General features: G+C 45.6%; 22 protein-coding genes. 13 read left to right on the top strand and 9 right to left on the bottom strand.

The features are described from left to right. Positions 1-415 precede the first annotated feature (415 nt). The 5 genes from AC50X8_RS32050 to AC50X8_RS32030 form a co-directional block, all read right to left on the bottom strand. The gene (locus AC50X8_RS32050) at positions 416-1312 is read right to left on the bottom strand and encodes an alpha/beta hydrolase family protein (protein ID WP_056038929.1); all 897 of its coding nucleotides are present in this window, start codon (positions 1310-1312) and stop codon (positions 416-418) included. 33 nt (positions 1313-1345) lie between these two features. Beyond that, the gene (locus AC50X8_RS32045; RefSeq protein ID WP_056038926.1) at positions 1346-2221 is read right to left on the bottom strand and encodes an AraC family transcriptional regulator; all 876 of its coding nucleotides are present in this window, start codon (positions 2219-2221) and stop codon (positions 1346-1348) included. Between the two features lie 196 nt (positions 2222-2417). Then, positions 2418-3545 carry a tyrosine-type recombinase/integrase gene (locus AC50X8_RS32040; protein ID WP_056038923.1) on the bottom strand — a complete coding sequence of 376 codons (1128 nt, stop codon included), beginning with the start codon at positions 3543-3545 and terminating at the stop codon, positions 2418-2420. 760 nt (positions 3546-4305) lie between these two features. Beyond that, entirely contained in the window at positions 4306-5019 is a 714-nt protein-coding gene (locus tag AC50X8_RS32035; RefSeq protein WP_494883651.1) for an AEC family transporter, read from the bottom strand. Between the two features lie 235 nt (positions 5020-5254). After that, complete coding sequence (locus AC50X8_RS32030; protein ID WP_056038915.1) at positions 5255-5944, bottom strand: metal-dependent hydrolase; 690 nt, start codon at positions 5942-5944, stop codon at positions 5255-5257. Between the two features lie 113 nt (positions 5945-6057). Here AC50X8_RS32030 and AC50X8_RS32025 point away from each other — a divergent pair, with 113 nt between their 5' ends. From AC50X8_RS32025 to AC50X8_RS31990, 8 genes are all read left to right on the top strand, one after another. Continuing rightward, positions 6058-6864 (top strand): PaaX family transcriptional regulator C-terminal domain-containing protein, encoded by an 807-nt coding sequence (locus tag AC50X8_RS32025; RefSeq protein WP_056038912.1) that lies wholly within the window; start codon positions 6058-6060, stop codon positions 6862-6864. 990 nt (positions 6865-7854) lie between these two features. Next, a complete protein-coding gene (locus AC50X8_RS32020; protein ID WP_494883648.1) occupies positions 7855-9132 on the top strand; it encodes a sensor histidine kinase in 1278 nt (425 codons plus the stop codon). A 16-nt stretch (positions 9133-9148) separates the two neighbouring features. Next, entirely contained in the window at positions 9149-10756 is a 1608-nt protein-coding gene (locus tag AC50X8_RS32015) for a response regulator transcription factor (protein ID WP_494883646.1), read from the top strand. A gap of 206 nt (positions 10757-10962) precedes the next feature. Beyond that, the gene (locus tag AC50X8_RS32010) at positions 10963-12495 is read left to right on the top strand and encodes an ABC transporter substrate-binding protein (protein ID WP_494883644.1); all 1533 of its coding nucleotides are present in this window, start codon (positions 10963-10965) and stop codon (positions 12493-12495) included. Positions 12496-12559: 64 nt separating this feature from the next. Beyond that, positions 12560-13486 carry an ABC transporter permease gene (locus tag AC50X8_RS32005; RefSeq protein WP_494865211.1) on the top strand — a complete coding sequence of 309 codons (927 nt, stop codon included), beginning with the start codon at positions 12560-12562 and terminating at the stop codon, positions 13484-13486. 12 nt (positions 13487-13498) lie between these two features. Beyond that, positions 13499-14392: a carbohydrate ABC transporter permease gene (locus AC50X8_RS32000; RefSeq protein ID WP_494883642.1), complete on the top strand. Its 894-nt coding sequence runs from the start codon at positions 13499-13501 to the stop codon at positions 14390-14392. Between the two features lie 39 nt (positions 14393-14431). Next, a complete protein-coding gene (locus AC50X8_RS31995) occupies positions 14432-15238 on the top strand; it encodes a Nif3-like dinuclear metal center hexameric protein (protein WP_494883640.1) in 807 nt (268 codons plus the stop codon). Between the two features lie 77 nt (positions 15239-15315). Next, complete coding sequence (locus AC50X8_RS31990) at positions 15316-16359, top strand: alpha/beta hydrolase (RefSeq protein ID WP_494883638.1); 1044 nt, start codon at positions 15316-15318, stop codon at positions 16357-16359. 141 nt (positions 16360-16500) lie between these two features. Here AC50X8_RS31990 and AC50X8_RS31985 read toward each other — a convergent pair whose 3' ends face one another. From AC50X8_RS31985 to AC50X8_RS31975, 3 genes are read right to left on the bottom strand one after another with little or no spacing between them, the layout of a single operon-like run. Beyond that, positions 16501-16842 carry an LLM class flavin-dependent oxidoreductase gene (locus AC50X8_RS31985; RefSeq protein ID WP_056038872.1) on the bottom strand — a complete coding sequence of 114 codons (342 nt, stop codon included), beginning with the start codon at positions 16840-16842 and terminating at the stop codon, positions 16501-16503. Between the two features lie 26 nt (positions 16843-16868). Then, entirely contained in the window at positions 16869-17207 is a 339-nt protein-coding gene (locus AC50X8_RS31980) for a DoxX family protein (protein WP_081418954.1), read from the bottom strand. A gap of 23 nt (positions 17208-17230) precedes the next feature. Continuing rightward, positions 17231-17875 (bottom strand): NAD(P)-dependent oxidoreductase, encoded by a 645-nt coding sequence (locus AC50X8_RS31975; RefSeq protein WP_056038866.1) that lies wholly within the window; start codon positions 17873-17875, stop codon positions 17231-17233. Positions 17876-18033: 158 nt separating this feature from the next. Between AC50X8_RS31975 and AC50X8_RS31970 the strand changes: the two genes are divergently transcribed. Then, complete coding sequence (locus AC50X8_RS31970; protein WP_494883635.1) at positions 18034-18624, top strand: TetR/AcrR family transcriptional regulator; 591 nt, start codon at positions 18034-18036, stop codon at positions 18622-18624. A gap of 631 nt (positions 18625-19255) precedes the next feature. Here the strand turns inward: AC50X8_RS31970 and AC50X8_RS31965 are convergent. After that, on the bottom strand, positions 19256-20176 hold the full coding sequence (locus tag AC50X8_RS31965) for an AraC family transcriptional regulator (protein WP_056038857.1): 921 nt from the start codon (positions 20174-20176) through the stop codon (positions 19256-19258). Between the two features lie 196 nt (positions 20177-20372). On the opposite strand from AC50X8_RS31965, the gene AC50X8_RS31960 reads away from it, so the two are divergent. Genes AC50X8_RS31960 through AC50X8_RS31945 form a run of 4 tightly spaced genes read left to right on the top strand, consistent with a single transcriptional unit; the run spans position 20373 to position 26602 of the window. Continuing rightward, on the top strand, positions 20373-22526 hold the full coding sequence (locus AC50X8_RS31960; RefSeq protein WP_494883632.1) for a glycoside hydrolase family 52 protein: 2154 nt from the start codon (positions 20373-20375) through the stop codon (positions 22524-22526). Between the two features lie 36 nt (positions 22527-22562). Beyond that, a complete protein-coding gene (locus AC50X8_RS31955; protein WP_494883630.1) occupies positions 22563-24644 on the top strand; it encodes an alpha-glucuronidase family glycosyl hydrolase in 2082 nt (693 codons plus the stop codon). A gap of 32 nt (positions 24645-24676) precedes the next feature. After that, positions 24677-25765 carry an NAD(P)-dependent alcohol dehydrogenase gene (locus AC50X8_RS31950; protein WP_056038849.1) on the top strand — a complete coding sequence of 363 codons (1089 nt, stop codon included), beginning with the start codon at positions 24677-24679 and terminating at the stop codon, positions 25763-25765. 48 nt (positions 25766-25813) lie between these two features. Further along, entirely contained in the window at positions 25814-26602 is a 789-nt protein-coding gene (locus AC50X8_RS31945) for a Nif3-like dinuclear metal center hexameric protein (RefSeq protein ID WP_494883628.1), read from the top strand. Positions 26603-26873 lie beyond the last annotated feature (271 nt).

Here is a 26873-nt window from a genome sequence, read left to right as displayed (position 1 = left end):
CGACAAGAAGCGCGAATCAGGAAAGCCTTATCGCGTCGCTCTGATTGCGTGTGTTAACAAGCTCCTGCACTGGATTTATGCATTATTAGTGAAGCAAGAGAGCTTTGTTGATTTAGCATAATTAGCAGATTTATCATTCAAACGAAAAACCTTCCAGCAACTGCAGAGAAGGTTCTTTAGCACGCCTATTTTTAGTATACTGCCAACGCCAAATAAATTTAAGAGAAAAATGTTGACAAGATATTAGCTGGTTTTAGCTTAATACCCCACCGAATCTACCTTTGTCGAACGGCTTCCAATGAAATATGTAGCCCCACTTGCCAGTACTGTCAAAAAAATCCCCGTTTTTATTAAACATCATATTTCCCTCCCGATGGGTAGTGCACACTTATACGCTTGCGATACATTTCGTTTCCTAATCATAAGTCAACAGAAACTTTACTACCTCAGTCTTCAGCGTTTCGTGAAATTGCACGCGATCAAAGCCAGGTGGGTCCTGTGAGGGGGGAAAGGCGGGTGAAATCATCGCAGCTGGGAAAGGACTCAGGAAGGAAAAGTGTCCGGCATTCTCCACCGTCCGATAGCGAATCATCCGTGGTTCGGCAACACCTTTCAAGATGATCTGTGCGTGAAATGGAGGTGTGTACGGGTCTCGCTCCGCGTCCAGCATGAGAATGGGGAGACGAACGTCGCTTAATGCCCCCTCATTCCGGAACCAAACGGACGCCGGGGCCAGCAAAATCAGGGACTGGATTCGCGAATCGCGAAGGACATCGATTTGCTGCGGCTTCCCATTGGGGCTCTCATTAGGGAAGGAGGTCGGGACGCCGCCAGCTGCTGCCAGCGCGGTGTAGCCGCCCATGGAATGCCCGATGACCGAGAGGCTTCCCGGCTGGATAAGCCCCTTAAACCTCTCATCTTCAAAAAACCAGTCGGCTGCCATGCGAAGGTGCTGGGGTCGATAGGTGAGGTTTTGGACCGTACCTTCCAAACTATTATCGTTGCGGTTATTGTGCGGATGTTCGGGCAGGCCAACGATAAAGCCGCTGCGTGCCAAATGCCGAGCAAGCGACCAGTACACAAGCGGCGAACCGCCTGTACCGTGTGAAATGAGGACCAACCTAAACTTTCCCTCCCTCGGCGCTGCGTCTCTGGCCACTTCCAACGAGTACGGCCCTAGACGATCAGCCTGTTCCGGTGCGTCTGTCGGATACATCACGATCATAGGAAAGGTCACCCTCAATGAGTTTTCTGTAATTTGTACCTCGCAGCATCCTGCGTATCCTTCATTAATTTCTGCTTTTTTGTTCATCTTGATTTCTTCCTCTCCTTGAGAGATACGCTCCTAAGATGGCGAGCTAACGGGAATATATATGTCCAATACCGAATCCTCGTTCGTCGGTCCTAGATATCGTTGGTCGTAACGCGCGAACTCCGGGGCATTCGTACGAACGCTGCCTGACTGGGGTAACCACGTTTCGTAAATGTATTGGAACGTATCGTTGAGTCTCGCTAATGTCCCCTTATGAGTAAAAACCGCATAAGTTGCCGCTGGTAGCAGCTTAGCGACCATTCCCAAGAGAACCGTACTCTCCTCGCTGGTCGCCTCGACACAAGCGGTATAAGTGACTTCCCATTGCTCGCCCGTAAGTTCAATGACCGCATAAAATATGTCTTCCGTATCCGGTTTTCGCTTAATTTCAAACACACGCTGCCTAAAGCTCCGCCATAGCATTCCGACCTTGTCCGAATTGACACCCGGTATCGACATGCCGACCAAATGCAGATTGTCCAGGCAGACAAAAGCTGGCACGAGGGAAAAGCCCTTATGCAAATGTTGCAGCCCCACTTCATCCAAAGGAAGCTTCTCCATGGCCCGGAACAACGTGTCCTTCATGTCCCTTTGCTTGCGAAATTGTCCTGGCGAGATGGAGAACATTTTCCGAAAGGCTCGGGCGAAGGATTCCTGGGACTCGAATCGGTACTGGATGGCAATATCTATGATCCTTTGGTTGGTATGAAATAAATCGTATGCCGCGTGCGTCAATCTCCGCTTGCGTATGTACTCTGAGACGGAGGATCGGGTAACTGATAGGAAGATCCTGTGAAAATGGTAAGGCGAATAGCCGGCAGCTTCTGAAACCTTGGCGCTTAAACTCTCATCGGTCAGATGATTTTCAATATAGGAAATGGCCTTGATTACCGAATCTTTATAGTTCACATTAATGCCTCCATAGAGATATTATCACTGTACGACAGATGAAACGCTCGGTTTTGATATTTTTTGCGGAATGTTACTTTTCTTACCGTTCAATATAAATGGTCTTCTCAGGATAAGCAGAAAGCTCTTGCTCTAATCTCTCATGAAAGCTCAATTCCTCACGGTATGTACGTAGAATAGTTTTTTTCATATTCAATCACCTTGAATCCTTTATATTGATCTGAAATGCTGTCTGTGCTTTCTCCCAATCCTTACGAATGTCATCTTCTGAAAGATGTAGGTATAGATTCATCGTGGTCTGAATCTGCGAATGCCCTAAACGTTCCTGCACTTGCTTTATGTCTTTGGTTTCTTGGTAATACATCGTAGCGTGTGTGTGTCTAAAAAGGTGGGGGTGAAGTTTGCGAATTCCCGTTTTCTCCCTTAAACGCTTAAAAAGAGCTTCTACAGCGGTAAGTGTCAGGGGCTTACCTTTATTTTCACCTCGAAGAATTACAAAAACGAAATTGGAACGAAAGTCCAACTCATCAAGGACTTCATATAAGTAGTCATCAAACAAGTCCATTAACGCTTGGGACACATATATTCCGCGCTCACCTGTTTTGAGCATGGCTCCGTTTTCTAATTCCCCTCGATCTTTTAGAAAAATCCGATGGCCTCTGTAATCAAACTTAAAATATTCCAAATAGAGTGAGAGGACTTCACCAATTCGCAAACCTGTTTCAAATAACACTTGGATGAGAAACTGATCTCTGATGTTTGTTGTTGCGTTTAGCACTTGCTGCACTTGTTCTTTTGAAAGTGTCTCAACATTTTTGCGTGGCTCTTTAATTTTTAATATATTTCTTATAGACGGCTTGTCCTTATGGACGTGATGCAGAAAGCTTTTATATCGTGATCTTCCTCCAGTAAATACCTGCCGCATTAACTTCTCGGACATATCATCGGGAAGCTCTTCATTTCTATACAAGTAATCATAAAAGTTTGTAACAGCTGTTACTGTTAGATTAATGGTCTTTTCTGTCCTCTTTGTTTGAATCGGTTTAAGTGGAGTTATCTTGTTGCTTTCAAAAGGGCTGCGCAACCAACCAACGAATTCCACCAAGTCTTCTAATCGAATATTATTGTGATCTTTATTCGTCTCTTTTAAGTACGCAAAATACTGCTTTAACGCATAACAATACGTTTTCTGCGTATTTCTACTTTTTCCCGTATTGTCTAAGTATTTTAGGTATTTCAAAACAGGGATCACAGGTAAACCATTTCCATCTATCAACACGTAACGTTTGTTGTTATCCATTAGGATAACTTCTTGTACTCGCATCGACTTTCACCTTCCAACATTAATTGATTACGCTCGGTTTTTAACCACTCTACGCCTCCCGCTATGGGCTACGCCCTCCACAAATAGAATCATATGTTGCATTTAATCCTTACATTATATACATTGTAAACAGTAACTTCGATGTCTAAATAATGAATCTATCATATATAAATATAGTGGATATATGCTCATAAATTGAACATAGTATCCACTATTTATAATAGTCTAATTAATGAAAAATAAAGTGTTAGACTCGGAAAATAAAGTTGTAGACTAAGAAAATAAAGTATTAGACCGGCACCGGTGTTATGCTAAGGACAGTTTACGTTATGAATCACACCTTCCTTTCCGTGACAGTTTGAGTTCTGATTGGTGATTTTAGGTAAAGGAAGGTAGAGAGCTCATTAGGGTTATCATTTGCTTAGTGATTCTAATTTCAATGTTTGGAACGCAAACTTAAATTTGTAATGCACTGGGTAAGAAGTTTGTTGAGGACTCTAGGGAACTGCAACTTCAAGATATGCTGGTGTTGCTTTTACTGCCGCATACCCCGAATTACCAAGATCCTTTGAAGTAACGAGTAACGTTGGCTGAATACGACATAACGGCAGTAAAACTTCGTCAGGCATTCGATTAAGATTCGGACTTGCCTTGACGGGAAAGCGAATATTACAAGATGTGGAACCTCGGTCCTTTTTGAATCGAGGCTCTGTTTTGAACGTGATCGACTTGTCACAGCGCAAACGAGTTGCCGGTTCTTTTAGAATATTACCATCGCAAGATTTACGACAACGGTCAGCGTAATGCTACTTAGAAGCATTGACACAAGAACCGCTTGTGCTGCGAAACCTGGCTCGTTGCCATATTCGAGAGCGAGAGCAGCACTATTGCGTGATGTCGGGATGGCGCTGGCAATAAACAAGGCTTGTGCGGTAATGCCGTCAAGGTGCAGCAGCAGGATTAACCCATAGGCACAGATTGGCGATATGATCAGTCGCACGATGCTGCTGAGCAGAACGGCCGAAGTATGCTGCTGCAACTTTGAAGAAGCGATCTGGGCTCCGATCGAGACGAGCGCGAAAGCGAACATTCCTGTTGATATTTGATCCAACGGAAGAAGAATCGGATCAGGGATTTGTATTTGACAGAACCGCAATATCGTACCGGCTGCAATCGAGTATAGAACCGGCATTTTGGCAAACTGTAATAGCGATCCTTTTAATCCCGAGACCGTTTTGCTTGCGTTAAGAAGTCCGAACGTAAACGTAACGAAGAGCTCAAAGACGACCACGATGACTTGAATCGACATGGCCAAGGCATCTTGCTTGAAGGCTAATGCGTTAATCGGTATTCCTACGTTGCCATTGTTTGTTAAGGAGACGCTGTTGGAAAAGCTTGCGGCTAGCGGCCTGGAATAGCCCATGATCCGGCTAATCGCATATCCGATTATGACAATAACTATGAATTGGATCATCAAAAATCCGAAAACGGACGCGATTAGTTTGGTTGACAATTCCGCTTCGTATATTTTAACGAAGGCTAAAGCAGGTACATAGTAATTTATAATGAGCTTTGAAAAACTATTCAAGTCGAACTTGAAACGCCGATGAAGAATGGCTCCAATTCCAATTGGTATCAGGATAGGAAGCATAATGTGATAGAACGTATAAAGGATGGGCATTGTTACCACTCCATTCGGGGATATTCTCTCAGTTGACCTCTATCATCTCGCCAGGTACCATGGCCGTACCTGAAATTCCTTTGCGGGACAAACTTTCAATAAAGCTTCCTCCGTCCTGCTGTATAAGAGGAAACGTTCCGTAATGAATAGGAACGACATGTCGAGCCTGAATCCACTCCGCAGCAACCAGCGCATCGGAAGGTCCCATTGTAAATCGGCCACCGATGGGAAGGAACGCGATATCGATATCGAATCTTTGGCCGATCCATTTCATATCGCCGAACAATCCCGAATCTCCGGCGTGATAGATAATCTTGCCTTCCATCTCGATTACGTAGCCTACAGGGACGCCCGCATATAGCCGTTGTCCGTCAACAGCCCGTACGGATGAGGTATGAATGGCTTGAGTAAGATGGACGTTACCGAAATCGAAAGACCACTCGCCGCCTACATGCATAGGCTCAGTTTTTGCTCCTTGCGAAGCCAAGTATTCCGCCAGTTCTTCTACAGCGATGATCGGAGCATTATTTCGTTTTGCAATGGATACCGCATCGGTGATATGATCGTCATGACCATGCGTCAGCAAAATATAATGTGCGAGAATGTCATTGGCTTTCACGACTGCTGCGGGATTGGCGTCAATGTAAGGGTCGATGAGAATAGAATGAGAACTGCTAGTTAATTGGATGCAAGAATGTCCATGGAATAAGATTTGCATACGTACCCTCCTCTTTTTATAACAAAAATAACTTCGTTCGTTGATTTTTATGTTATAATTGTTTTAGTGGAATGTCAATACATTCACATTTATTTTTCTGGGAGGTTTCTACCTTGTTATCGCTGGAAAAACAAATTCTATTCCTGATCTCCTCGACCAAGACGGAAGGTGTCGAAGTTAAACGGCTTGTCGAAATTTATGAAGCGCGAGGAATCGACCACCAAGTCGTTCGGAATGCACTTCTTCACATGAAAAAGGAAGGATACCTATGTTCGAAGGAACGTTCGAAATACGAAATTACGAGGCAGGGTCTGGACTTTATCACGACGATAAATCAAAAACCGCTACTGCTTGAAAAGCCTTGGGACGGTAAATGGTTAACGGTCATGTTTGAGGTGCCTGAATCAGAACGAAAAAAGCGGGACTCTTTGCGTAGCGACCTGCTGCAGCTTGGATTCGGAGCGTTGTACAAAAGCGTATATATTACCCCATGGGATTATGTTGAAGAAGTGCTTCGTTTCGCCAAACAATATGACTTAGAGGGTCGTTTGACCTTACTGAAAGGATCTTTCGTCTCACAAGAGCAGCCACTGGCTCTAGTGAAGCGGCTTTGGCCTTTGGATGATTTAAATGAAGTTTATAGAGCGAAAATCAAATGGTTTCGTTCCGATTTTGCTTCGGAAATTGATCCATTGTTACGAGAACCTTCTGACGGTCTTGCCTTGTTTGTCCGATTTCTGGAATTGGGCGAATTGTTAGCGGATTTAAGTCTCAACGACCCAATGTTACCGGAGGAGCTGTTGGGTAAGAATTGGCTGGGAAGAGCCTGCTTCCAAGAAATGCAGCAATGTCTGCGACAGCTGGCGAATGCCATACCTATGCTATCCCCGTATAGATCGTTCGTTGCCCCGTTTCTATAAGGATTCGCTTCTTGCACATGGAATAGCTAAGGTGGAAAAAAATAAAGTGATTTTTAAGAGAGCATTCAACGGGATACGATAGCTCAATGATAAGAGGCAGTCTACGACTTTATTTTCCAAGTCTACAGACTGCCTTTCATTATTACGGAGGGTTAGTCTAACACTTATTTCTTGAAAGCTGATGATTCTCTATACCTAAAATCGCATAAAATCAACGAGTCCAGTCTAAGCCTTTATTTTTCGCGTTCATCGGTTAGATACCTCAGCTTGTATGAACAAAGCTAAGGTATCTTTTGTATGAGGGAAAACCCGCTAAAGAAGGATTATATGTCATAATCTGCCGCTGCGTTTTTGTTTATGAGAGTCTAATGCTTATTGCTGGCTTTCATCCTAATTAAAAACCGTATAAAACCTGAATTACGCTTCTTATAGTGGACATTGGAAAAGCCTCTGTTTTTATACTAAAAGTAACGAGAATTCAATAAAAATTGTTCGAGACGAATTGTTGTAGGCTCGACTAGAAATAATGTATATAATCAATCGTAGGCAAAACGCATAAGATCATTTGGGCGGTGGAGCAAGATGTTGAAGCAGCATAGTATGATTAGAAAAATTACTGTGCAAATGACGGTGATGCTGGCGATCCTGTTAGCCACACTGATCTTGAGTAATTTTTATTCGTTGGAAGTCGTGCGAAAAAATCAGCTTGCAAGCTCCAAGAACACATTGGCGATTTATATTAACAGTATTCAAAATAGCTTAAATAATACATCCAGGGATTTGTTAGAGGTGTTCGATACACAGATTAATAGCCTTAGTACGTTTGGAACAAAGGATGAGAGCCAGAAGTATTTTGAAGCCATCAGACTGCAGGAGATTTTGGCATCGAAGGCGTCTAATACGAGCGGAAGTGACGGATTATTTATTTCCGTTCCCAATGAGGACTTTTTATTAGCCTCCTTTAGTAATCGAATGTATTCGAAGGAAGGCTTGTTTTTGACTGACTTTCTAAAGGAATATGATTTTGAAGCTGGGAAAGTGGCGGGTGCGGCAGAGTGGATGCCTGTCGAAGTGAACGGCGTTGCTTATTTATTGAAATCGATTACTTATTCGAATGTGATCTTTGGAGCGGTCATAAAGACGGATACGCTAATGTCTGCCATAAAGAAAAATGCAAATGAACAAAACTTATTTTACCTAACCGATAAGTCGGACCGTATGCTTTCTACAACAAATCCAGTCGATCTTACTAAGGAGAAACAATACCATATTTATACCTCCAAGCATTTTTTCGTTACCGAGCAGATTCCTGAATTCGGAAGATTAACGAACGTTGTCGCAAGTCGAAATGTCTTCTTGGGCTTGGAATTGATTCAATGGCTTATTATTTTTTTAAGTATAGCTGCGGTCGTCATCACTCCGATTATCTTCAGATTTTTTGCAAAGGATTTGATTCAACCCATATTAGAGCTTGTAAAAGGCGCAAAAGAAGTTGAAAAAGGCAACTGGGACTATTCATTTTCCAATAAAGCCTCCTCAATCGAGTTTGCACGGTTGTCCAATTCCTTTTCCTCGATGATACGCGAAATTAAAACGTTGAAAATCAACACCTATGAAGAGAAGCTTGAGCGGAACAAAACGGAATTAAAATATTTGCAAATGCAAATAAGGCCCCATTTTTTCTTAAATGCGATAACGACCATTTCTAGCCTCACCTACCATAATAAAAATGAGGAGATACGTCTGTTAATCAGCCATTTATCCGAGCATTTACGATACATGTTTAGAGGCGGTTTGGTTCAAGTTCAAATTCAAGAAGAAATGAAGCATGTCGAAAATTACATCCAGATGCAAGAAATTAGATATCCGAATCAAGTGTTCCACATGGCGGACATCGATCGGGAATTGCAATCTTATCCGCTGCCGCAATATTTGATTCAAACCTTTGTTGAGAACACGTTTAAGCATGCTTTAGCACCTAAAGAAATGCTGTCTATTTTTATTAAAGTCGATAGCGTTCTCACAAATGGCCAATCTTTCCTTCGGGTAGTAATAGAAGATAATGGAGAGGGTTTCCCCGAAGAAATGATGGAAGAAGTGAATTTTTCAGATCTGCAGCAAAGCGGTACGGGGGAAAAAGTGGGGATCAGCAACATCCAAAGAACATTAAAGCTTTTATACAAGCGGGACAGGCTGTTAAAGCTATCCAATATACAGCCATCCGGCGCCAGAGTAGAAATAATGATTCCTATGGACAACGAAGAGTAAACTCCACACAAAGGGGATGAAACAGATGCAATGCTTATTAATTGACGATGATATCCCTACCGTAAACGTTTTGCACGATTTCGTAGACTGGGATGTATTCGGTATTTCCAAAATCATGACGGCACACAATATATCCGATGCGAAGCTGCTATTCGAACAAAGCATTCCTGACATCATCATATGCGATATTGAAATGCCAAAGGGTACCGGACTCGATATGATCAAATGGGTAAGAGAACAAAAATACGACTGCGCCTTTATTTTCTTTACCTGTCACGAGAGCTTTGATTTTGCCTCCACCGCCATTTCGTTTAATGCGGATGCTTATGTCATTAAGCCCTTTGATAAAGATAAGCTTGAGACGTCGCTAATAAAGGCGATAGATGTCATCAAGCAAAGAAGGGAACTAAATGAATACAGCAGGTACGGGCAGGCATGGTTGAAAAACCGCGATCTCGTTGAGCAGGGCTTCTGGAGAGACATTATGTTTGCGACGATACCTCCTCGACTCGATGTCATTCAGTCCGAAATGCGGAAAAGAGATTTGGACATCCATTTGGAGGAACGCTATCTTCTCGCGATTACTTGCGTCAGTAAAACGGATATGGAGATCGATTGGAGCGATAATACGTTCAAATACGCCTTTCATAACTTGTGTTCGGAAATGTGGTTTGGTACGACCGATCATTCACAAATCGTGACTTACAAAATGGAGGATGTTTTTTACAGCGCTTTAATTATACCTGGGGCGGAATCCATTGATGTAGTAAAGGATAAATGCAATAAACTCATTAAACAATGCAGAAAGCTGTTCCGCTGCACGGCTACTTCCTATCTCGCAGAAGGGAATGCCATTTACCAAATAGCCGAAGCTAAAATAAGGCTAGAGGAAATGGATAAAAAGAACATCATTTATAAGGGTAAAGTGCATGATGGCAAGGAGCATTTTGTTAATGCCCATTCTGAACCTTATTCGCTCGATGTTGCTCTAATGAATACGTTGTTGATTCAAGGAGAAAGAGTGAAGATCGTTCATTTGTTGAAAAAGGAATTAGAGTCGCTTGCGGCCCTGAATAAACTGGATGTGATCACAATACGTGCCATACACCAGGATTTCGTACAGGTTGTCTATGCCTTATTGTATAAAAACAATATCCAGGCTCATAAATTATTTTCGGATGAGGTAGCTCAGCAATTAGCCCAAAGCTCGAATGCCAGTGTATTTGAATTCATGAAATGGGCAAATTATGTAACGAATACAACGATCGATTTTCTAAAGATGGTCATCGCCTCGGAAGGTGTTGTTGAAAAGGCAAAAAGATTCATCCATGAGCATTACAATCAGGATTTAAATCGGGAAGATATAGCGGCAGTCGTGTTTTTAACGCCGGACTATTTAGCTAAGCGCTTTAAACTGGAAACAGGTTTGTCGGTCAAGGAGTATTTGAATGAGTATCGGGTGAAGGTTGCGCAAGAAATGCTTATCCACAGTAAGGAAAGCATTAGCCATATTGCAACCCAAACGGGATTTGACAGCATTTCATATTTCTCCACCGTATTTAAAAAAATCACAGGCGAAACTCCAAATGCGTTTCGTGCCAAATATAACGTACTGAAGATATAAAGCCCTAAAAAATAATCAACGGCAACTATGTTACCCAAAAGAGGTGGCGGAGTTGCTGTTTTTTTATCAAGTAAAGAAGACAGAGTGGGATTCATTTACTAAGCAGAGTACTTATTTTTTAAAAAAGAGCACGGATTTATTAAAGTGTTGAAAGTGGATTGAAGGTAAGATGAAGGAGATTCATTATTCGAATGGAGGCAGAACAAATGAGCACAAAAAGGGGAATCACTGCACTGCTTTTGTCTGTAACCTTAATCGGTTCGTCGTTAACCGCATGCGGCACAGAATCCGCAAACGAAACGTCTAAAGAGGCTGCGGGAAAGGTTGAAAAAGTTGTATTTGCACTCCCGTCATTTAATCGAATACCTGACGATCTTAGCCGCGTAACGGAAGCTATTAATAAGATTACAAGGGAAAAGATAAATGTTGAGGTGGAGCTGAAAATTTACGGTCCAGCTGATTACAGCCAGAAAGTCAACCTGGCGCTGCAAAGCGGTGAGCAATTGGACATCTTTACAGGCTTTGAGCAGTTCGCGAATTTCGCATCGAAAAAACAGCTTTATCCAATGAATGATCTTCTCTTGCAATATGGGAAAGACATGAAAGGGATTTTGGATAAGGACTTCGGTGACGATCTTCTTGAAGCGACTACGATTGATGGTCAAATTTACGGGATTCCCGCGAATAAAGGGATGGCGCTTCCAACCAATCTGGTCTACAACGCCGACATGATGTCGGAAATGGGAAAGTCCGCTGATGATATGGATTCGATAGATGATCTGCCGGCGATATTTGATGCCTTGAAACAAAAGAATCCAGATGTCGTTCCTTTCGGACCCATCAATGTCAGCCCGAGTGATACGGGGCTGGTGAGGCTGTTAAGAGGATTAAATAAAGTCGACTTTCTGACAGACAGCACGGGTGTCGGAGTCGTCATCGGAGATGACGGCAAAGTACGGAATTTTTATGACACGGATGAATTTAAAGCTGGTGCTGCGATGATGAGAGAATGGTACAACAAAGGGTACTTGCAGAAAGATGCGGCAACAGCCTCCAGTCCATTTTCTGAAATGATTGCCTCCGGACGCGGATTCGCCTATATGGGTGGATATGGCGGTATGGCTGTTGCCCAAGCGCTTAGCGCCCAAACTGGCAAGAATCTAGAGACGAAACGCATTGCACCGTTCTATTTCGATACGATTGCAGTCAATGCGGTTGTATGGATGATCTCAAGCAGGAGTAAAGCTTCAGAGGCTTCCATGAAGTTTTTAAACTTGTTATATACGGACGCTGAAGTTATGAACACGCTGTTGTACGGAATCGAAGGCGAGGATTATGTGAAGGTCGATGAGCATCATGTCAAGTTCCCTGAGGGCAAAAATGCTTCGACGGTTGCTTACACCGCGCATTTGAGTTCCGGAATTGTTGGTTCGGAGTCTCTTCAGTATCAACTTGAGGGTGCAGATTGGTCAGATATTGAGCTGAAGCTGAAAGAAAATAAAGAGACGGAACGCTCTCCTTATTTTGGCTTTATTTTCGACCAAAACAGTGTGAAAACGCAAATGAGCTCGGTCAACAATGTCGTCAATCAATATCTTCCTGGACTGGTTACCGGCTCCTTGGACCCCGAAACGACGATACCCAAGCTCGTGGAAGCGTTGAACGATGCTGGCGCCGAAGCGATTATCCAAGCGAAGCAGGAGCAGCTTGACACTTGGCTGGCGAAGAAGAAGCAATAAATAAGTGAGAGGTGCGAAGTGGGGCTTGGTGCAAGATCCACTTTGTACGAAAGGAGAAATGTTGATGAACGCTGCGATTGCAAAACGCCGGGAATTAAAGAAGATGATGCCGCTACTTCTGCTTGCGGCTCCAGGTCTGCTTTATTTGCTCATTAATAATTATATTCCCATGCTCGGCGTCTTTATTGGGTTCAAAGAAGTGGATTTTACGAAAGGAATATTCGGCAGCGATTGGGTTGGACTTGCTAACTTTAAATTTCTCTTCAATACAAGCGATGCCTTCATCATGACAAGAAATACGATTTTATATAACTTAGCGTTTATTGTTTTAGGCACGATCTGTTCGGTTTTTATCGCTGTTCTAATGTCAGAGCTGTTAACGAAGGTATACTCGAAGTTTTTTCAATCCGGCCTAGTACTTCCGAATCTGATTTCCATGGTGGTGCTGTCATACCTCGTATTTGCTTATCTTAATTCGGATAGCGGATTTATTAATCTTTCCATTTTGCGACCGTTGGGGCTTCCTGAAATCAGCTGGTATTCGGAGGCTAAATATTGGCCTTATATATTAGTCATCATCCAGTTATGGAAAACCGCCGGCTATGGGTCAATCGTTTATTTTGCATTTATCGCTGGTATCGATAAGAGCATTTACGAAGCGGCGAAGATTGATGGCGCAGGCAAGCTGAAGCAAATTTTCAATATAACGCTGCCTTTGCTGAAACCGACGATTATTATATTAGGACTTCTTTCGGTAGGGAGAATCTTCAATTCCGATTTTGGCTTGTTCTATCAAGTGCCGATGAATGCCGGTGCCTTGTACAGTACCACACAAACCATCGATACGTATGTGTACCGAGCGCTGATTCAGTTAAATGATATTGGGATGTCCGCAGCAGCCGGTCTTTATCAATCGTTAGTTGGTTTCATTCTTGTATTGATTGTGAATGCGATTGTCAGAAAAGTAAATGCTGATAATGCTTTATTTTAGGGGGTAAATACGTTGATACAAACAAGAGGAGAACGGACCTTTGCCCATTTCTCTGCACTCGTTATGACTTTGATTACCTTGGCGGCTTTTTTACCCTTTATTTTAATTTTCGTGGCTTCTTTTACGGACGAGTCTGCCTTGATCAGAAACGGGTACAGCTACTTTCCGGAAAAATGGAGCCTGGATGCCTATGTGTACATGTACACAACCGTTTCAACTTTTATTAGAGCCTATGGTGTATCCTTCTTCGTTACGATCGTCGGAACCGCAGTCAGCACGATTCTGACCGCAATGCTTGCATACCCGATGGCACGAAGGGATTTTAAGCTGCATAATGTTCTGGCTTTTATTGTGTTTTTCACAATGCTGTTTAGCGGTGGCGTAGTCCCCACTTATATGATGTGGACGAAAATTTTTCATATTAAGGATTCCTTGTGGGCGTTAATCGTGCCTAGCTATTTGATAAGCGGTTTTAACGTTCTGTTGGTTCGTAATTATTTTAAAAATAATGTGCCAGTGGACCTGATCGAATCGGCACAGATCGACGGCGCTTCCGAGCTGAAAACCTTTTACAGAATTATGCTGCCGCTATCGGTTCCAGTTCTGGTGACAATCGGTTTGTTTACAGCATTAACGTATTGGAATGATTGGATCAATGCCTTGTATTATATTACTAAGCCTCAATATTATGGCGTTCAAAATCTTCTGATTCAGCTAATGAACAATATCCAATATTTAAAGTCTGATCAGGCGAGCAGTATGATTGGTGTCGGCGCCGTAGAGCTTCCTAGCACGGCAGTTCGGATGGCAATGACCGTTATTGGAATTTCACCGATTTTAGTTGTCCTTCCCTTCCTTCAGAAGTATTTGACTAAAGGCGTCGTAATTGGAGCAGTAAAAGGATAATTAAAGGGAATTCAAAGGAATGTCAAAGGAGAGAAGAAAATGAAGGTACAAGAAGTGATTGACACGGTTATATTCGATACTTGCGGCGATCGAAAATTAGAAAAATCAGGGGATGTATTAATGAGCGGCGATCCTGATATGGAAGTGACAGGTATTGTCACGAGCTTTATGGCTACCGTCGAGGTGATCAGAAAGGCGATTGCGCATGGCGCTAACATGATCATTACCCACGAGCCAACCTACTATACGGGAAAGGATGAAATAGAATGGCTTGAACATGACCCCGTTTATTTGGAAAAAAAGAAGCTCATCGAAGACAACCAAATCGCGGTTTGGAGATTTCATGATCATATGCACATGGGGCATACAGACCGGATCTACGATGGTTTATTGAAGGATATCGGTTGGGAGGAGCAAATGATCGAAAAAAACCAGCCGCATTCGTATGAAATCTCCCAGACAACGCTCGGAGAACTGGCTGAATTTTTTAAGCAAAAGCTAAATATGTCGGTCATCCAAATCGTCGGGGATCCAGCAATGCCGTGTTCAAGAATTGGCATACTCGTCGGCGGTGGCAGCTTGGGACTTGGTAGAGAACAAATGCCGATAGAGCTCATGCGGGATAAAAATCTTGATGTGATGGTATGCGGAGAAATTGTGGAATGGACGCTTTGTGCCTACGTTAATGATGCCAGGATGCTTGGACTTAATAAGGCTATGCTGGTAGTAGGACATGAACGAAGCGAGGAGCCCGGCATGAAGCATATGGCTGAATGGCTGCAGCCTTTGGTCAACGGTATTCCAGTCTCCTTTATCGATGCGGAAGAGCCATTTACCTACTTGTAAATTACATCGATGAGAGCGGATTTACCGTAGAATACGTCGTGTAATTGCGATAAAAAAATAGATAGGGGACATGGATAATGGCCATGATGCAGGTTCATTTTTATTCAAAATGTCTGAGAAGAGAAGTCACTTTTAATGCACTGATTCCATTAGACAAGCTGGAAATACCGGGCCAAGCAGCAGCGGAGAAAAAAACGATGAAGGCACTCTATTTATTAAATGGTTATTCGGGCAGCTGCATGGACTGGATTAGCTATACCAGAATTAGGGAGCTATCTAATAAACATAACATCGCTGTGTTTATGCCATCCGGAGAAAATCATTTTTATGTGGATGATCTGGGTAAAGGAGAATTATTTGGGGAATATGTCGGCAATGAACTGGTCGCGTTTACGCGAGAAATGTTTCCTTTATCGAAAAGAAGAGAGGATACCTTTATTGGCGGTTTATCCATGGGCGGCTACGGTGCGATACGCAATGGCTTGAAGTATGCCGGGAATTTTAGCAAGATCATGGCTTTTTCCTCTGCCATATTACCCTATAAGATTGCGGGAGCAGCGAAGGATTATCGCGATGGAGTTGCTGATTACAACTATTTTACGCGGGTGTTCGGCGACTTAAATCAACTGCAAGGGAGCGATAAAGATCCGGAAGCGCTGATTTTGAACCTCAAACGAAGCAACGAGGAGATTCCTCGTATTTATATGGCTTGCGGTACCGAGGATTTTCTATTGGACGTCAATCAGAAATTCCACAGCTTTCTGGTTTCTGAAAATGTTGAGATCGCGTATACGGAAAGTCCTGGTGCCCATACGTGGGACTTTTGGAATGTTTACCTCGAAGAAGCGATTTTATGGGCAATGGATGATGAAGATCGGTCTCTAGTGTTCCCCATGATCGAAAAAATGATTAAGTATCGGGACAACTCCTTTGTTGTCTGCCGTATGGAAGAAAAGCAGCACCTGCTGCACTTGCAGCAGGATGCGCGAATATCTGCTTTTAAGTTGCGGTTGCACGATTCAGAGCTTTTCGTACCGCTGGCGCTACCCGGTTGGCGAGCATATCAATGGCTTTCTCTACTCGGGCAAGGGGCTGGCCGCCCATATCGAATTGGGCCATGAAGCGGCTGTGGCCGAACAATTCATGTTGGTGCAGGATTTTCTCGGTCAATTCCTCCGCGCTGCCCACTCCTAGAATGTAGCTGGCCGCACGCTGTTGGTGCAGCGACTCCTTCGGGGCGTCAAAGCGCTGGTTTCGTTCTTTCATACTCTGCCTTGCGAAAGGAGATCCAGCGTCGCAAAATCTTCGTACACACGCACCGGATCAGCGGTACTGATGACGGACAGTGTACTGGTCAGCCTGATTTTCTTTGTTTCCCGGGCAGCAGCAGCCAGGATCAATGCATACGAGGAGGTGACAAAATCCGCCCGGTGATGCTCACCTACCCCGAATACGTCAAGGCCCGCTTCATCTGCCATTTTGGCCATTTGCAAAATATCTGCCACCCGCTCGGCCGCTCCGATTGTTTGCCCGTGCTGATCCGGAAGCAATTCACCCAGCGAATAAATGCCGAATTCAAACGGTTTTCCACCCCGATTTAACATCGTAACGCATCCTTTCTTAAAGTTAATTAGTAGAGCAGGAACAGCAATACGCCGGCCAGAATGCCAAGAATAACAATCGTAGACGTTTCCTTGATGCCGTCTTTTACGCGTAGATGAGTCAAGATTCCACCAAGGGCTGTAACAGCCAAAAGGAGTGCGCCAGCTATGGCAAAGCCGCTTTTCCAAAACCCAATAATGAGCAATGCTGCTCCTGCTAGCTCTACTAGTCCTGTCACCACTCGGAACCACTGCGGCAGCCGCCAGCGCCTGAAGGACTCGACGTGCATCGAAGAACCGAATGTTTTACCCAATCCTGCCATTAGAAACATCGCTGCTAATAATCCTTCTATAATCCATATGGTCATCGTCAATGTTGTATTTTCCTCCTTTATTGGTTAAAAACGATCGGCATTTTGTGGATATAGGCCGTATTTCGAACGGAATCGTATAAGCATTTTGCAACGTTTTCTCGCGTCACATTCATGCCTGCCTTCGTATCCCCAAGCGAAATCCCATAGCTCTTGCCGTCATGTTTAATATTAGGGTTAATTATGCGTACGACGGTCCACTCCAGACTTGATTGCTGAATCAACTGTTCGATGCGCTTCATTTCCTGATAGCCGGTTGGAAAAAGAAGCTTAGCCATTATACCGGGCAGCACAGTAGCGGTTTGTGAACGGTCTTCTTTTGCTTTGACGGTAGGCGTTGCCAAAGTGATGAAACGTTTTTTATTTAAAGCCTGCATGATTTGAATAATGGTTTCATGAGCCCGGGCTATCGGCAAATCCTTCACTTTTCTGGATTTATCGAGGGCTGGCCCCAGCGCGCTGATTACGGCGTCTGAATTCGCAATCGCTTCTTCCATTTTGCCGCGGTCATCCAAGCTGCCAACAATGACTTGTATATTCGGATCCTTGTCAGGCAGAGCATCAGCTCTTCTTACATAAGCTACTATCTGGTCGCCATGTTTTAATGCTTCTTGTACGACCAACTTCCCAATAGCGCCGCTTGCCCCAAAAACGGTTATTTTCATCGTTCCACCTCATTTCTTATCCACCTTTTATTTCTACAACACTTGTTGTATAGTTGTATTGTAAATAGCGCTATGCAGCTGTTCAACCGATAAAATAGCGTTTTTATCGGATATACGACATATCCAGTGAAATGTCTAAAAAATAGAGGTGGAATGGGATGACGGAAAACAGACTCGACCCGCGTTTTGTACGTACACGCAAATTAATTATGGATGCCTTTCTTCTTCTCGCGATGAAAAAGGATTTGAAGGATATCAGCATTAAAGATATTACAACAGAAGCAACAGTCAACCGTGCCACCTTTTACTACCATTTTATGGATAAGTACGATCTGCTTGAAAAAACACTGAAAGAGAGCCTCATGATGAGCGTAATGAGAGAAATCTCCATACATGATCAGCTCAATGAAAAGACGATTGCCAGTGTATTTATGTCGCTTACCGTGTTTCTATCTTCGCTGGCGTCCCAATGCCGCAAAAGCTTCGAATCCTTTACTTCTGTCATTGAAGCCATTATTAAGAAAGAGCTTGAACAAGTTTTTTATGACATGCTAATGAAACAAAATGCAGAAATCGGAGAGGATGAGGAGTCGGTTCGAATTGCAGCTGTCATGTTAAGCTGGAGCCTATACGGGGCGGCTGTTAACTGGCAATACAACGGGGCAAAGCCAGCTGAGGAATATATTCAATTGGTGCTCCCTTATCTTTCACAAGGATTACAGCTGTTTATTTCGGAGGAAGTACGTTAGAGCTGAAATTCGATAGGTAAAGTTCATTCTCTAAATCGGCGGTAGCCTAGGTTTTTTTTCGCCAAGTGCTGCTTTAGGCTCGTCGTTGCAGGGGTTTACTCCAGGCAAAAAGTTAGACTTGGCGGACATCGGAACACTTCCCGCCGCAGTTTTGCAACTAACCCCGGCTTACTCCCTGCACAATGATGGACTTTACACAGCAGCCGCTATTTCAACAGAATCGCTGGTTATGGGGCAGTTCGCGGACTCAGGAGCAGCTAATGCACTGCCAAAAGCCCCTTTGATGGGATAATGAGGGCAATAACGGATTTCCTGTCCGCTTACGGCCTGAAATCGAATCAAAAGCCAGAATAGCGGAAACTCAGTCCGCCAAAAAAAGCAGGGAGCGTTCCCGAGCTGCGGGGTCTCAGCTACAGCTGTCTCAGCAATAGTGATCACAGCTACAATGATTTCAGCCACATTGGTCTCAGTAACACTCCCATGCGGCTATCCCCTAGCCTTAACTCGTCATAGGGGACGCCCTCGATTAAGCGCTAAGCAAGCAGAAGCAGGCTGACTTTGGTTTGCATACACATCCTAGATGCCCTAGACACAAAGCATAATCATAATATAAAGCTTATCCTCGCAGAACTCATCTCTCTTTATTCCCCCGACGGTACTCACTCGGCGAAGCACCATACCAGCGCTTGAACTGCCGGCTAAAATGCGAAATATCGCGATAGCCGAGAATCGCGGAAATTTGGCTGATTGACATCTGGGGATCGTTAAGCAGCACCTTCGCCTCATGCAGCATCTCCTTGGAGAGAAACACGCGGGGCGACATTTCAAAAACCTGCCGGAACACCCGGTTGCAGTGGGAGACACTGATGCCAAGCTCGGCTGCAATGTCGTCAATGCCGTAATGCTGGTCTAGTAGAGCGGCATCCTGCTTGAATTGCTGGTAAATGAGTCCCTGCAGCTTATCGCGAATTTGATGAGCCAGCTGGACTTTCTCGTAGGAGACGGCTGAATGGAGGTCGGCCTCCGCAGAAAGGGCTTCCCAGAGCTGGCCGAACAGCTCAAATACAGCGGATTGGAGGCGCATCCGTTCCGTAAGCTTGGCAGCGGAATGTTCAGCGAGCTGGCTCGACATTTCGATGACTTTATTGAGCGCTGGCCTTAATTGCTGGACAACATTGCTGTCAGTGTCAAATAGAACAGAGTCGAGGCGACTTAATAAGGATAAAAACATGCGGTCATCGATATCAAAATGCAGGCAAAAATAAGTAAACGGCTTGCCGTTTCCACTTTTACTGGCATGAGAGGCTCCTGGCTGAAGAAACATGAGGGCCCCAGCCTTTTGTATATAATGACGGTCATCGACGATAAACAATTGCTCGCCCTCGAGCACGTAATTGATCTCATATTGGGGATGGGTATGCACCGGATAATCCCATTGTCCGCTCACTTTGCGCAAATGCATGCCAAACAGGTTGATCGTTGTTTTGACATCAGGAACAATAGCTTCGCTAATGCATTGTCCAAGTATAGGTGGTATAAAAGTGGCTGCCATCATGCAGCACCTCCGTTCTATTCCTCGCAAATTTTCACACTATGCTTAACTACGAGTATAACGTACCCAGCCCGATTTGGGTAAATAATTGCTCGATTTGACAATGGCTTCCGCTTAACCTGACGTGCTAGGATAAAAATAATTCATGCAAACGCTTAACTTTTATTTTTATTAACGGTCAGGAAGGGGTTCAACAGTGGCTAATCCAAATCAATTTTATAATGTGCAGCACTCGCCAATCGGAGCTTTTTCGAGCTTCACCTTGGGCTTCAAAGGAAAGAAGGGCGGACTTGCTTCCGAGCTGGGAAAGCCAGCCGATCAAAACATTTATATCGGAATGCAGGCTTTAGCTGGCAGCGTTTATGAGGCTTTTCCGTTTTTTGAAGCGGCTGCCGACGACAGCTCCAGATATGATGTGGAAAAAGCCGATTCGAGCGATAAGGATCAGCAGGCGACGGCAAAATTGAAAGCGTTTAACGACGATCAAATTTTGCGAACGCTGGGCGCAGGCACAGATACGTGGCAGGCGGGTGACGTAACGCTGCGTATTTATTCGCCTGTCCGCTCCGTGCCAGATCCGGCAGCAGCGAGCCCAGAGGAGCTGAAGCAGGCGATCGTTCCGGCTGTTTTTGCCGAATTGACGCTGGACAATAGCAACGGGTCCACGGCTAGAAGAGGTTTTTTTGGCTACGAGGGCAGCGATCCCTACAGTGCGATGCGCAGGCTGGGCGATACGAGCGGAGGGCAAATTGCCGGCATCGGGCAGGGCCGCTTGACGGCTATCGCTTGCGATACGGACGATGTTCAGAGTGCGCTGGGATTTACAATGGAGAAAATTTTGGATGAGCGATACGAGCATAACTATGCTTTTGGCTTGGGCGGAACAGGAGCCATTCTAATGGAGGTGCCGCCGGGCGAGACGCGCACGTACAAGTTTGCAATTTGCTTCTATCGCGATGGCATCGTCACAACAGGCATCGAAGCCTCTTATGCATATACCCGTTATTTTAAAAATATCGACAGCGTCGCTGCATACGCCTTGGAGCATTTTCAGGAGCTTGCTGAGTCTTGCCAGCAGGCGGATCAATGGATTAATGATTCAAAGCTTTCGAACGATCAAAAATTTATGCTCTCGCACGCTATTCACAGCTATTACGGAAGCACCCAAATGCTGGACCATGATGGCAAAGCGCTATGGATCGTCAATGAAGGCGAATATCGAATGATGAATACGCTGGATTTGACGGTGGATCAGCTGTTCTTTGAATTGATTATGAATCCGTGGACGGTAAGAAACGAATTGGAGCTGTTCGTAGACAGGTACAGCTACAACGACCAGGTTACGTTTCCTGGTGGGCAGGAGCTATATCCCGGCGGTATAACATTTACCCATGATGTCGGGGTGGCGAATGTTTTTTCCCGTCCGCAATATTCGGCCTATGAGCTGGCGGGGCTGGACGACTGCTTCTCTTATATGTCCCATGAAGAGCTGGTCAATTGGCTCTGTACGGCGCTTGTATATATTGAGCAAACGAAGGATGCGGAATTTACAGCCAACATGCTGCCCGTCATTCGCTCCTGCTTTGAAAGCATGCTGAACCGGGATCATCCTGTAAAGGAGCTGCGCAGCGGCCTTATGGCACTGGACAGCACGCGTACGCAGGGAGGCGCTGAAATTTCCACCTATGACAGCTTGGATGCCTCCTTGGGCCAGTCCCGCAACAATATTTATATGGCCGGAAAATGCTGGGCCGCTTATGTGGCGCTGGAGCGCCTGTTCCAAGCCGAAGGCTTGCCAGAATTGTCGGCAGAGGCTGGCGGTCAAGCAGATAAATGTGCGGCGTCCATTTCAGCTGCGTTGACAGAGGATGGTTATATACCTGCTATTATTGGAGAAAACAATGACTCGCGCATCATTCCTGCGATTGAAGGGCTTGTATTCCCGCTATTTACCGGCTGCAAGGAAGCCCTCGATCCGAACGGCAGATTTGCCGATTATTTGAGCAGTCTTCACCGTCACCTGACAACCGTGCTTGTGCCTGGCGTATGCTTGTTTGAGGATGGCGCGTGGAAATTATCTTCGACCAGCAACAATTCATGGCTAAGCAAAATTTATTTATGCCAATTTATTGCCCGAGAAATTATGAAAATGCCGTGGGAGGAGAGCGGAAAGCTTGCCGATTCGGCTCATGTCGCTTGGCTGCTGCATCCCGAGCTTTCCTACTGGTGCTGGAGCGACCAGGTGTTGTCCGGCCAAATTGTAGGCAGCAAATATTACCCTCGCGGCGTAACCGCCATTTTGTGGCTATATGAGAAGTCGGCTGACTATTCGCTTGTCAAAAGCAGTTAAGGCAAATTCAAACCATAGAACGAGGTGCAACAAAGGATGAATGAAACTGCGAGGAAACATCAGCCGGAGGAAAGCGGCTATCATGCTTGGCTGAGCTATAATAAGGCGCTGCCTGGTACCCAATTGGAGCAATATAAGCAATGGGGCGGCGCAATCGTTGTCTATGAAGAGCAGGAAACGATTCAGGCTGCGGCGGCTGAACTAAAGCTTGGCCTGGAAGCGATGCTGGGCCACTCCGTATCAGCTGCCCCCACTCAGGGGCAGCGTCATATCGCGCTGGGAACGTTCCCGTCCGGGAATGCGCGCTATGAAAGCTTGTTTAGCGAAAAAGATATTCAAGCTGCAGGAGCGGAAGGGTTTGTCATCCGCACGAGCCATGCTGATTCCTGTCTAGCAATCGGCGCTGCCTCGCCGGCAGGCGTGCTTTATGGCGTGTTTCATTTGCTGAGGCTCATAGGCACGGGCGCTTCAATCGATGAGCTTGATATCGTCAGCGCTCCGATAAATGGATTAAGAATGATTAATCACTGGGATAATTTCGATGGCAGCATTGAGCGCGGCTATGCCGGGAACTCTTTTTTGTATGAAAATAACCGTTTTACCAAGGATCAGGAGCGGCTGCGCGATTACGCCAGAATGATGGCTTCGGTTGGCATTAATGCGATAGCGATTAACAACGTTAATGTTCATCAGGAGGAGACGCTGTTTATTACGCCAACCTATTTGCCGCAAGTAGCGAAGCTCGCCGATATTTTCCGGATTTACGGCATTCGCTTGTACCTCAGCATCAATTTCGCGAGTCCGATTCAGATCGGCGGGCTTGCGACGGCTGATCCCCTGGATAAGAGTGTGCAAGCTTGGTGGAACAGCAAAGCTTCGGAAATTTACGTAGCCATTCCGGATTTTGGCGGTTTTCTGGTCAAAGCTGATTCTGAAAATCGTCCGGGTCCCTTTACGTATGAGCGGGACCATGCAGAGGGAGCCAATATGCTGGCGCAGGCGCTGGAGCCGCATGGCGGCATCGTGATATGGCGATGCTTCGTTTACAATTGCAAGCAGGATTGGCGTGACCGCACGACCGATCGTGCGCGGGCAGCGTATGACCATTTTAAACCGCTGGATGGCAGATTCAACGATAATGTTGTGCTGCAAATTAAAAATGGCCCGCTTGATTTTCAAGCTAGAGAGCCTGTATCTCCGCTCTTTGGTGCGCTTGCGCATACGAATCAGCTGATTGAATTTCAAATTACGCAGGAGTATACAGGGCAGCAGCGGCATCTGTGCTACCTCGTCCCGCAATGGAAGGAAATATTGGAGTTCAATACGTATGCGAGCGGCGAACAGGCTCCAGTCAAGCGTATTGTCGACGGCTCCATGTGGGGCAACCGGATAAACGGGATGGCAGCTGTCACTAATGTAGGAGCAGAATCAAACTGGAGCGGGCATTTGCTGGCTCAAGCTAATTTGTACGGCTATGGCAGGCTGGCATGGAACCCGGATTTAACGGCGGAGCAAATAGCGAGTGAGTGGATACAGTTGGCTCTAAGTTTGGATACCGCCGTTCATGATGTCGTTAGCGGACTGCTAATGGATTCGTGGAGCATTTATGAGTCGTATACGGCACCGCTCGGCATAGGCTGGATGGTCAACCCAAACCATCATTACGGTCCTAATGTCGATGGATATGAATATTCGCCATGGGGAACGTATCATTTTGCAGACAACAAAGGATTAGGCGTTGACCGCACGGTGCAGAGCGGAACCGGCTACAGCGCGCAATATATGGGCGCGAATGCCGAAATCTATAATTCGCTGGAGCATTGCCCAGATGAGCTGCTGCTGTTCTTCCATCATGTCCCGTATACCCATGTGCTTCATTCTGGAAAAACCGTCATTCAGCATATATACGATACCCACTTTGAAGGGGTGGAGCGGGCGGTGCAATTGCTGACCGCTTGGAGCTCCCTGCAGGGCCGAATGAAGGAAGGGCTGTATACGCAGGTTGAAGAGCGTTTGCGGGAGCAGGCTCGGCATGCAGAAGAGTGGCGTGATCAAATCAATACGTACTTTTTGCGCAAAAGCGGGATAGAAGATGAGCACCACCGCAAAATCTATTAACTTACATGTTCGACTGTGAAGGAGACTTTCAAATGAGTGAGCAGAGTGTAGCAGGATTAGAACGAGAGCAGCTGCCTCAAACGATGAAAGCGGCCATTATGACGGAGCCGGGTGCAATTGTTTTGCAAGAGCTACCAATCCCTTCAATTGGGGACAGAGAAGTGTTAGTCAAGGTGATGGCTGTCGGCATATGCGGCTCGGATCTGCATTATTATGAGCATGGCCGAATAGGCCGCTTTATCGTAGAGAAGCCGCTTATTCTCGGACATGAATGTGCAGGAATGATAGCAGCTGTCGGGAATAAGGTGAGCTCCGTCACGGTAGGTACACGGGTCGCTATAGAGCCAGGGACGACGTGCGGCCATTGCAGTGCTTGCAAGGAAGGGCGCTACAATCTTTGCCTTGACGTGAGCTTTCTGGCTACTCCGCCGATAGACGGCGCTTTTGTGCAATATTTGGCGGTTCGGGAGGATATGGTGTTTCCGATTCCCGACCAATTGTCTTATGAGGAGGCTGCGCTTAACGAGCCGTTTTCGGTGGGCATTCACGCGGCGAGAAGAAGCAAGCTGCAGCCCGGAGATACGGTAGCGATTATGGGCATGGGTCCGGTAGGGCTCATGGCGGTTGCCGCGGCAAAAGCTTTCGGAGCCGCACAAATCGTTGTGAGCGATATGGAGGAAATTCGCTTGGAAGCCGCTTTGAAGATGGGAGCTACCCACGCCATTCATGCCAAGAACGAGAACCCGGCCAGCGTCGTGAAGACTCTGACCGGTGGCAAAGGGGTGGACGTGGCTTGGGAAACAGCCGGCAATCCCCATGCGCTTCGTTCAGCTTTATATTCGCTGCGCCGGGGAGGGAAGCTCGCGATCGTAGGACTGCCTCCGCAGGATGAAACGCCGCTGAGCATTACCTTTATCGCGGACAATGAAATTGATTTGTACGGTATTTTCCGCTATGCTAATACCTATCCTAGCGGCCTATCTTTTTTGTCATCTGAATCCATAGATGCGAGCTTTCTCATTACCGACCGCTATCCGCTCGCCAAGACGCAGGAGGCACTTGAACGGGCTATTCATAATAAGAGCGGCAGCTTGAAGGTAGTCGTTTATCCGAATGAGTAAGCTACTACTGCTGCTGCTGTCGGATGGACAGCTTGAAAGGTGGCTGCGATGAACATTACCATTGGGCAAGTGATAAAGGACTTGAAAGCAGGCGTAGATGTTCCTGCTCCAACCGTTGATCAATTGAGCTTTGGGCACGAGCATACCTTAGTCAAAGGAATCGTTACAGCCTTTTCGGCCACCCATTCTATTATTGAGCAGGCATTCGCTTTGGGCGCCAATTTAATTGTATCGCACGAGGGCTTTTTTTATAGCCACCATGAGGCAGGAGATTGGCTGCGCAACGACGCTGTTGTTGAGGCCAAAACGGCCTTCATTGAAAAAGCAGGTGTCGGCATTTTTCGCTTCCATGATTATATGCATAGCTACCAGCCGGACATTGTCTTGATCGGTTTGCTGCGCAAGCTCGGTTGGATGGCAGCCGAAACGCAGCCAGCCGAGGCAATTGTAGATATACCCGCTATGCAGCTCGCCGAAGTGGCTGATTATTTGAAAAGCAAGCTGCACATTCCCTATGTCCGGGCAGCAGGGGAACCCACAATGCCGTGCAAACGCGTAGGTGTTCTGGTAGGATATAGAGGCGGCGGAAGCTCAGCAATTCCATTGCTCCAGCAGCAAAATGTGGATTTGATAATAGCTGGCGAAGGACCGGAGTGGGAAACGCCAGAATATATAAGGGATGCGCTGCACCAAGGGCACAGCAAAGCGCTCATTATGCTTGGCCATGCCGAGAGCGAAGAGCCGGGGATGGAATATTTAGCTGAAATGCTAGCGGAGAAGTATCCGAAGCTTCCGGTTTGTTTTTTGGCAGATGCCTCTGTATTCCAAGTGTTCTAAATCAATCAATAGGTAGAGATTTCAAATACTGCTTTGCTGCTAAGGGGACTTCATTGAAGTTCTTATTAGGGCAGAGCAGGTTTTTTAAAATATAGAGAAAGGATATGATTTTCCCATCCCTTCTCTATATTTCTACGCGAAACGGTAGCTTTGCCGCCAGAGGGTGGCGAAAGCCGTTTACGCTTGAAATATAGGAAAGGATATGATTTTCCCATCCCTTCTCTATATTTCTACGCGAAACGGAAGCTTTGCCGCCAAAGGGTGGCGAAAG

It is taken from the genome of Paenibacillus sp. JT22N15, from assembly GCF_059383755.1.
The sequence above is the reverse complement of the archived record's forward strand: the minus strand, read 5'-3'. Positions and strand labels throughout refer to the sequence as shown.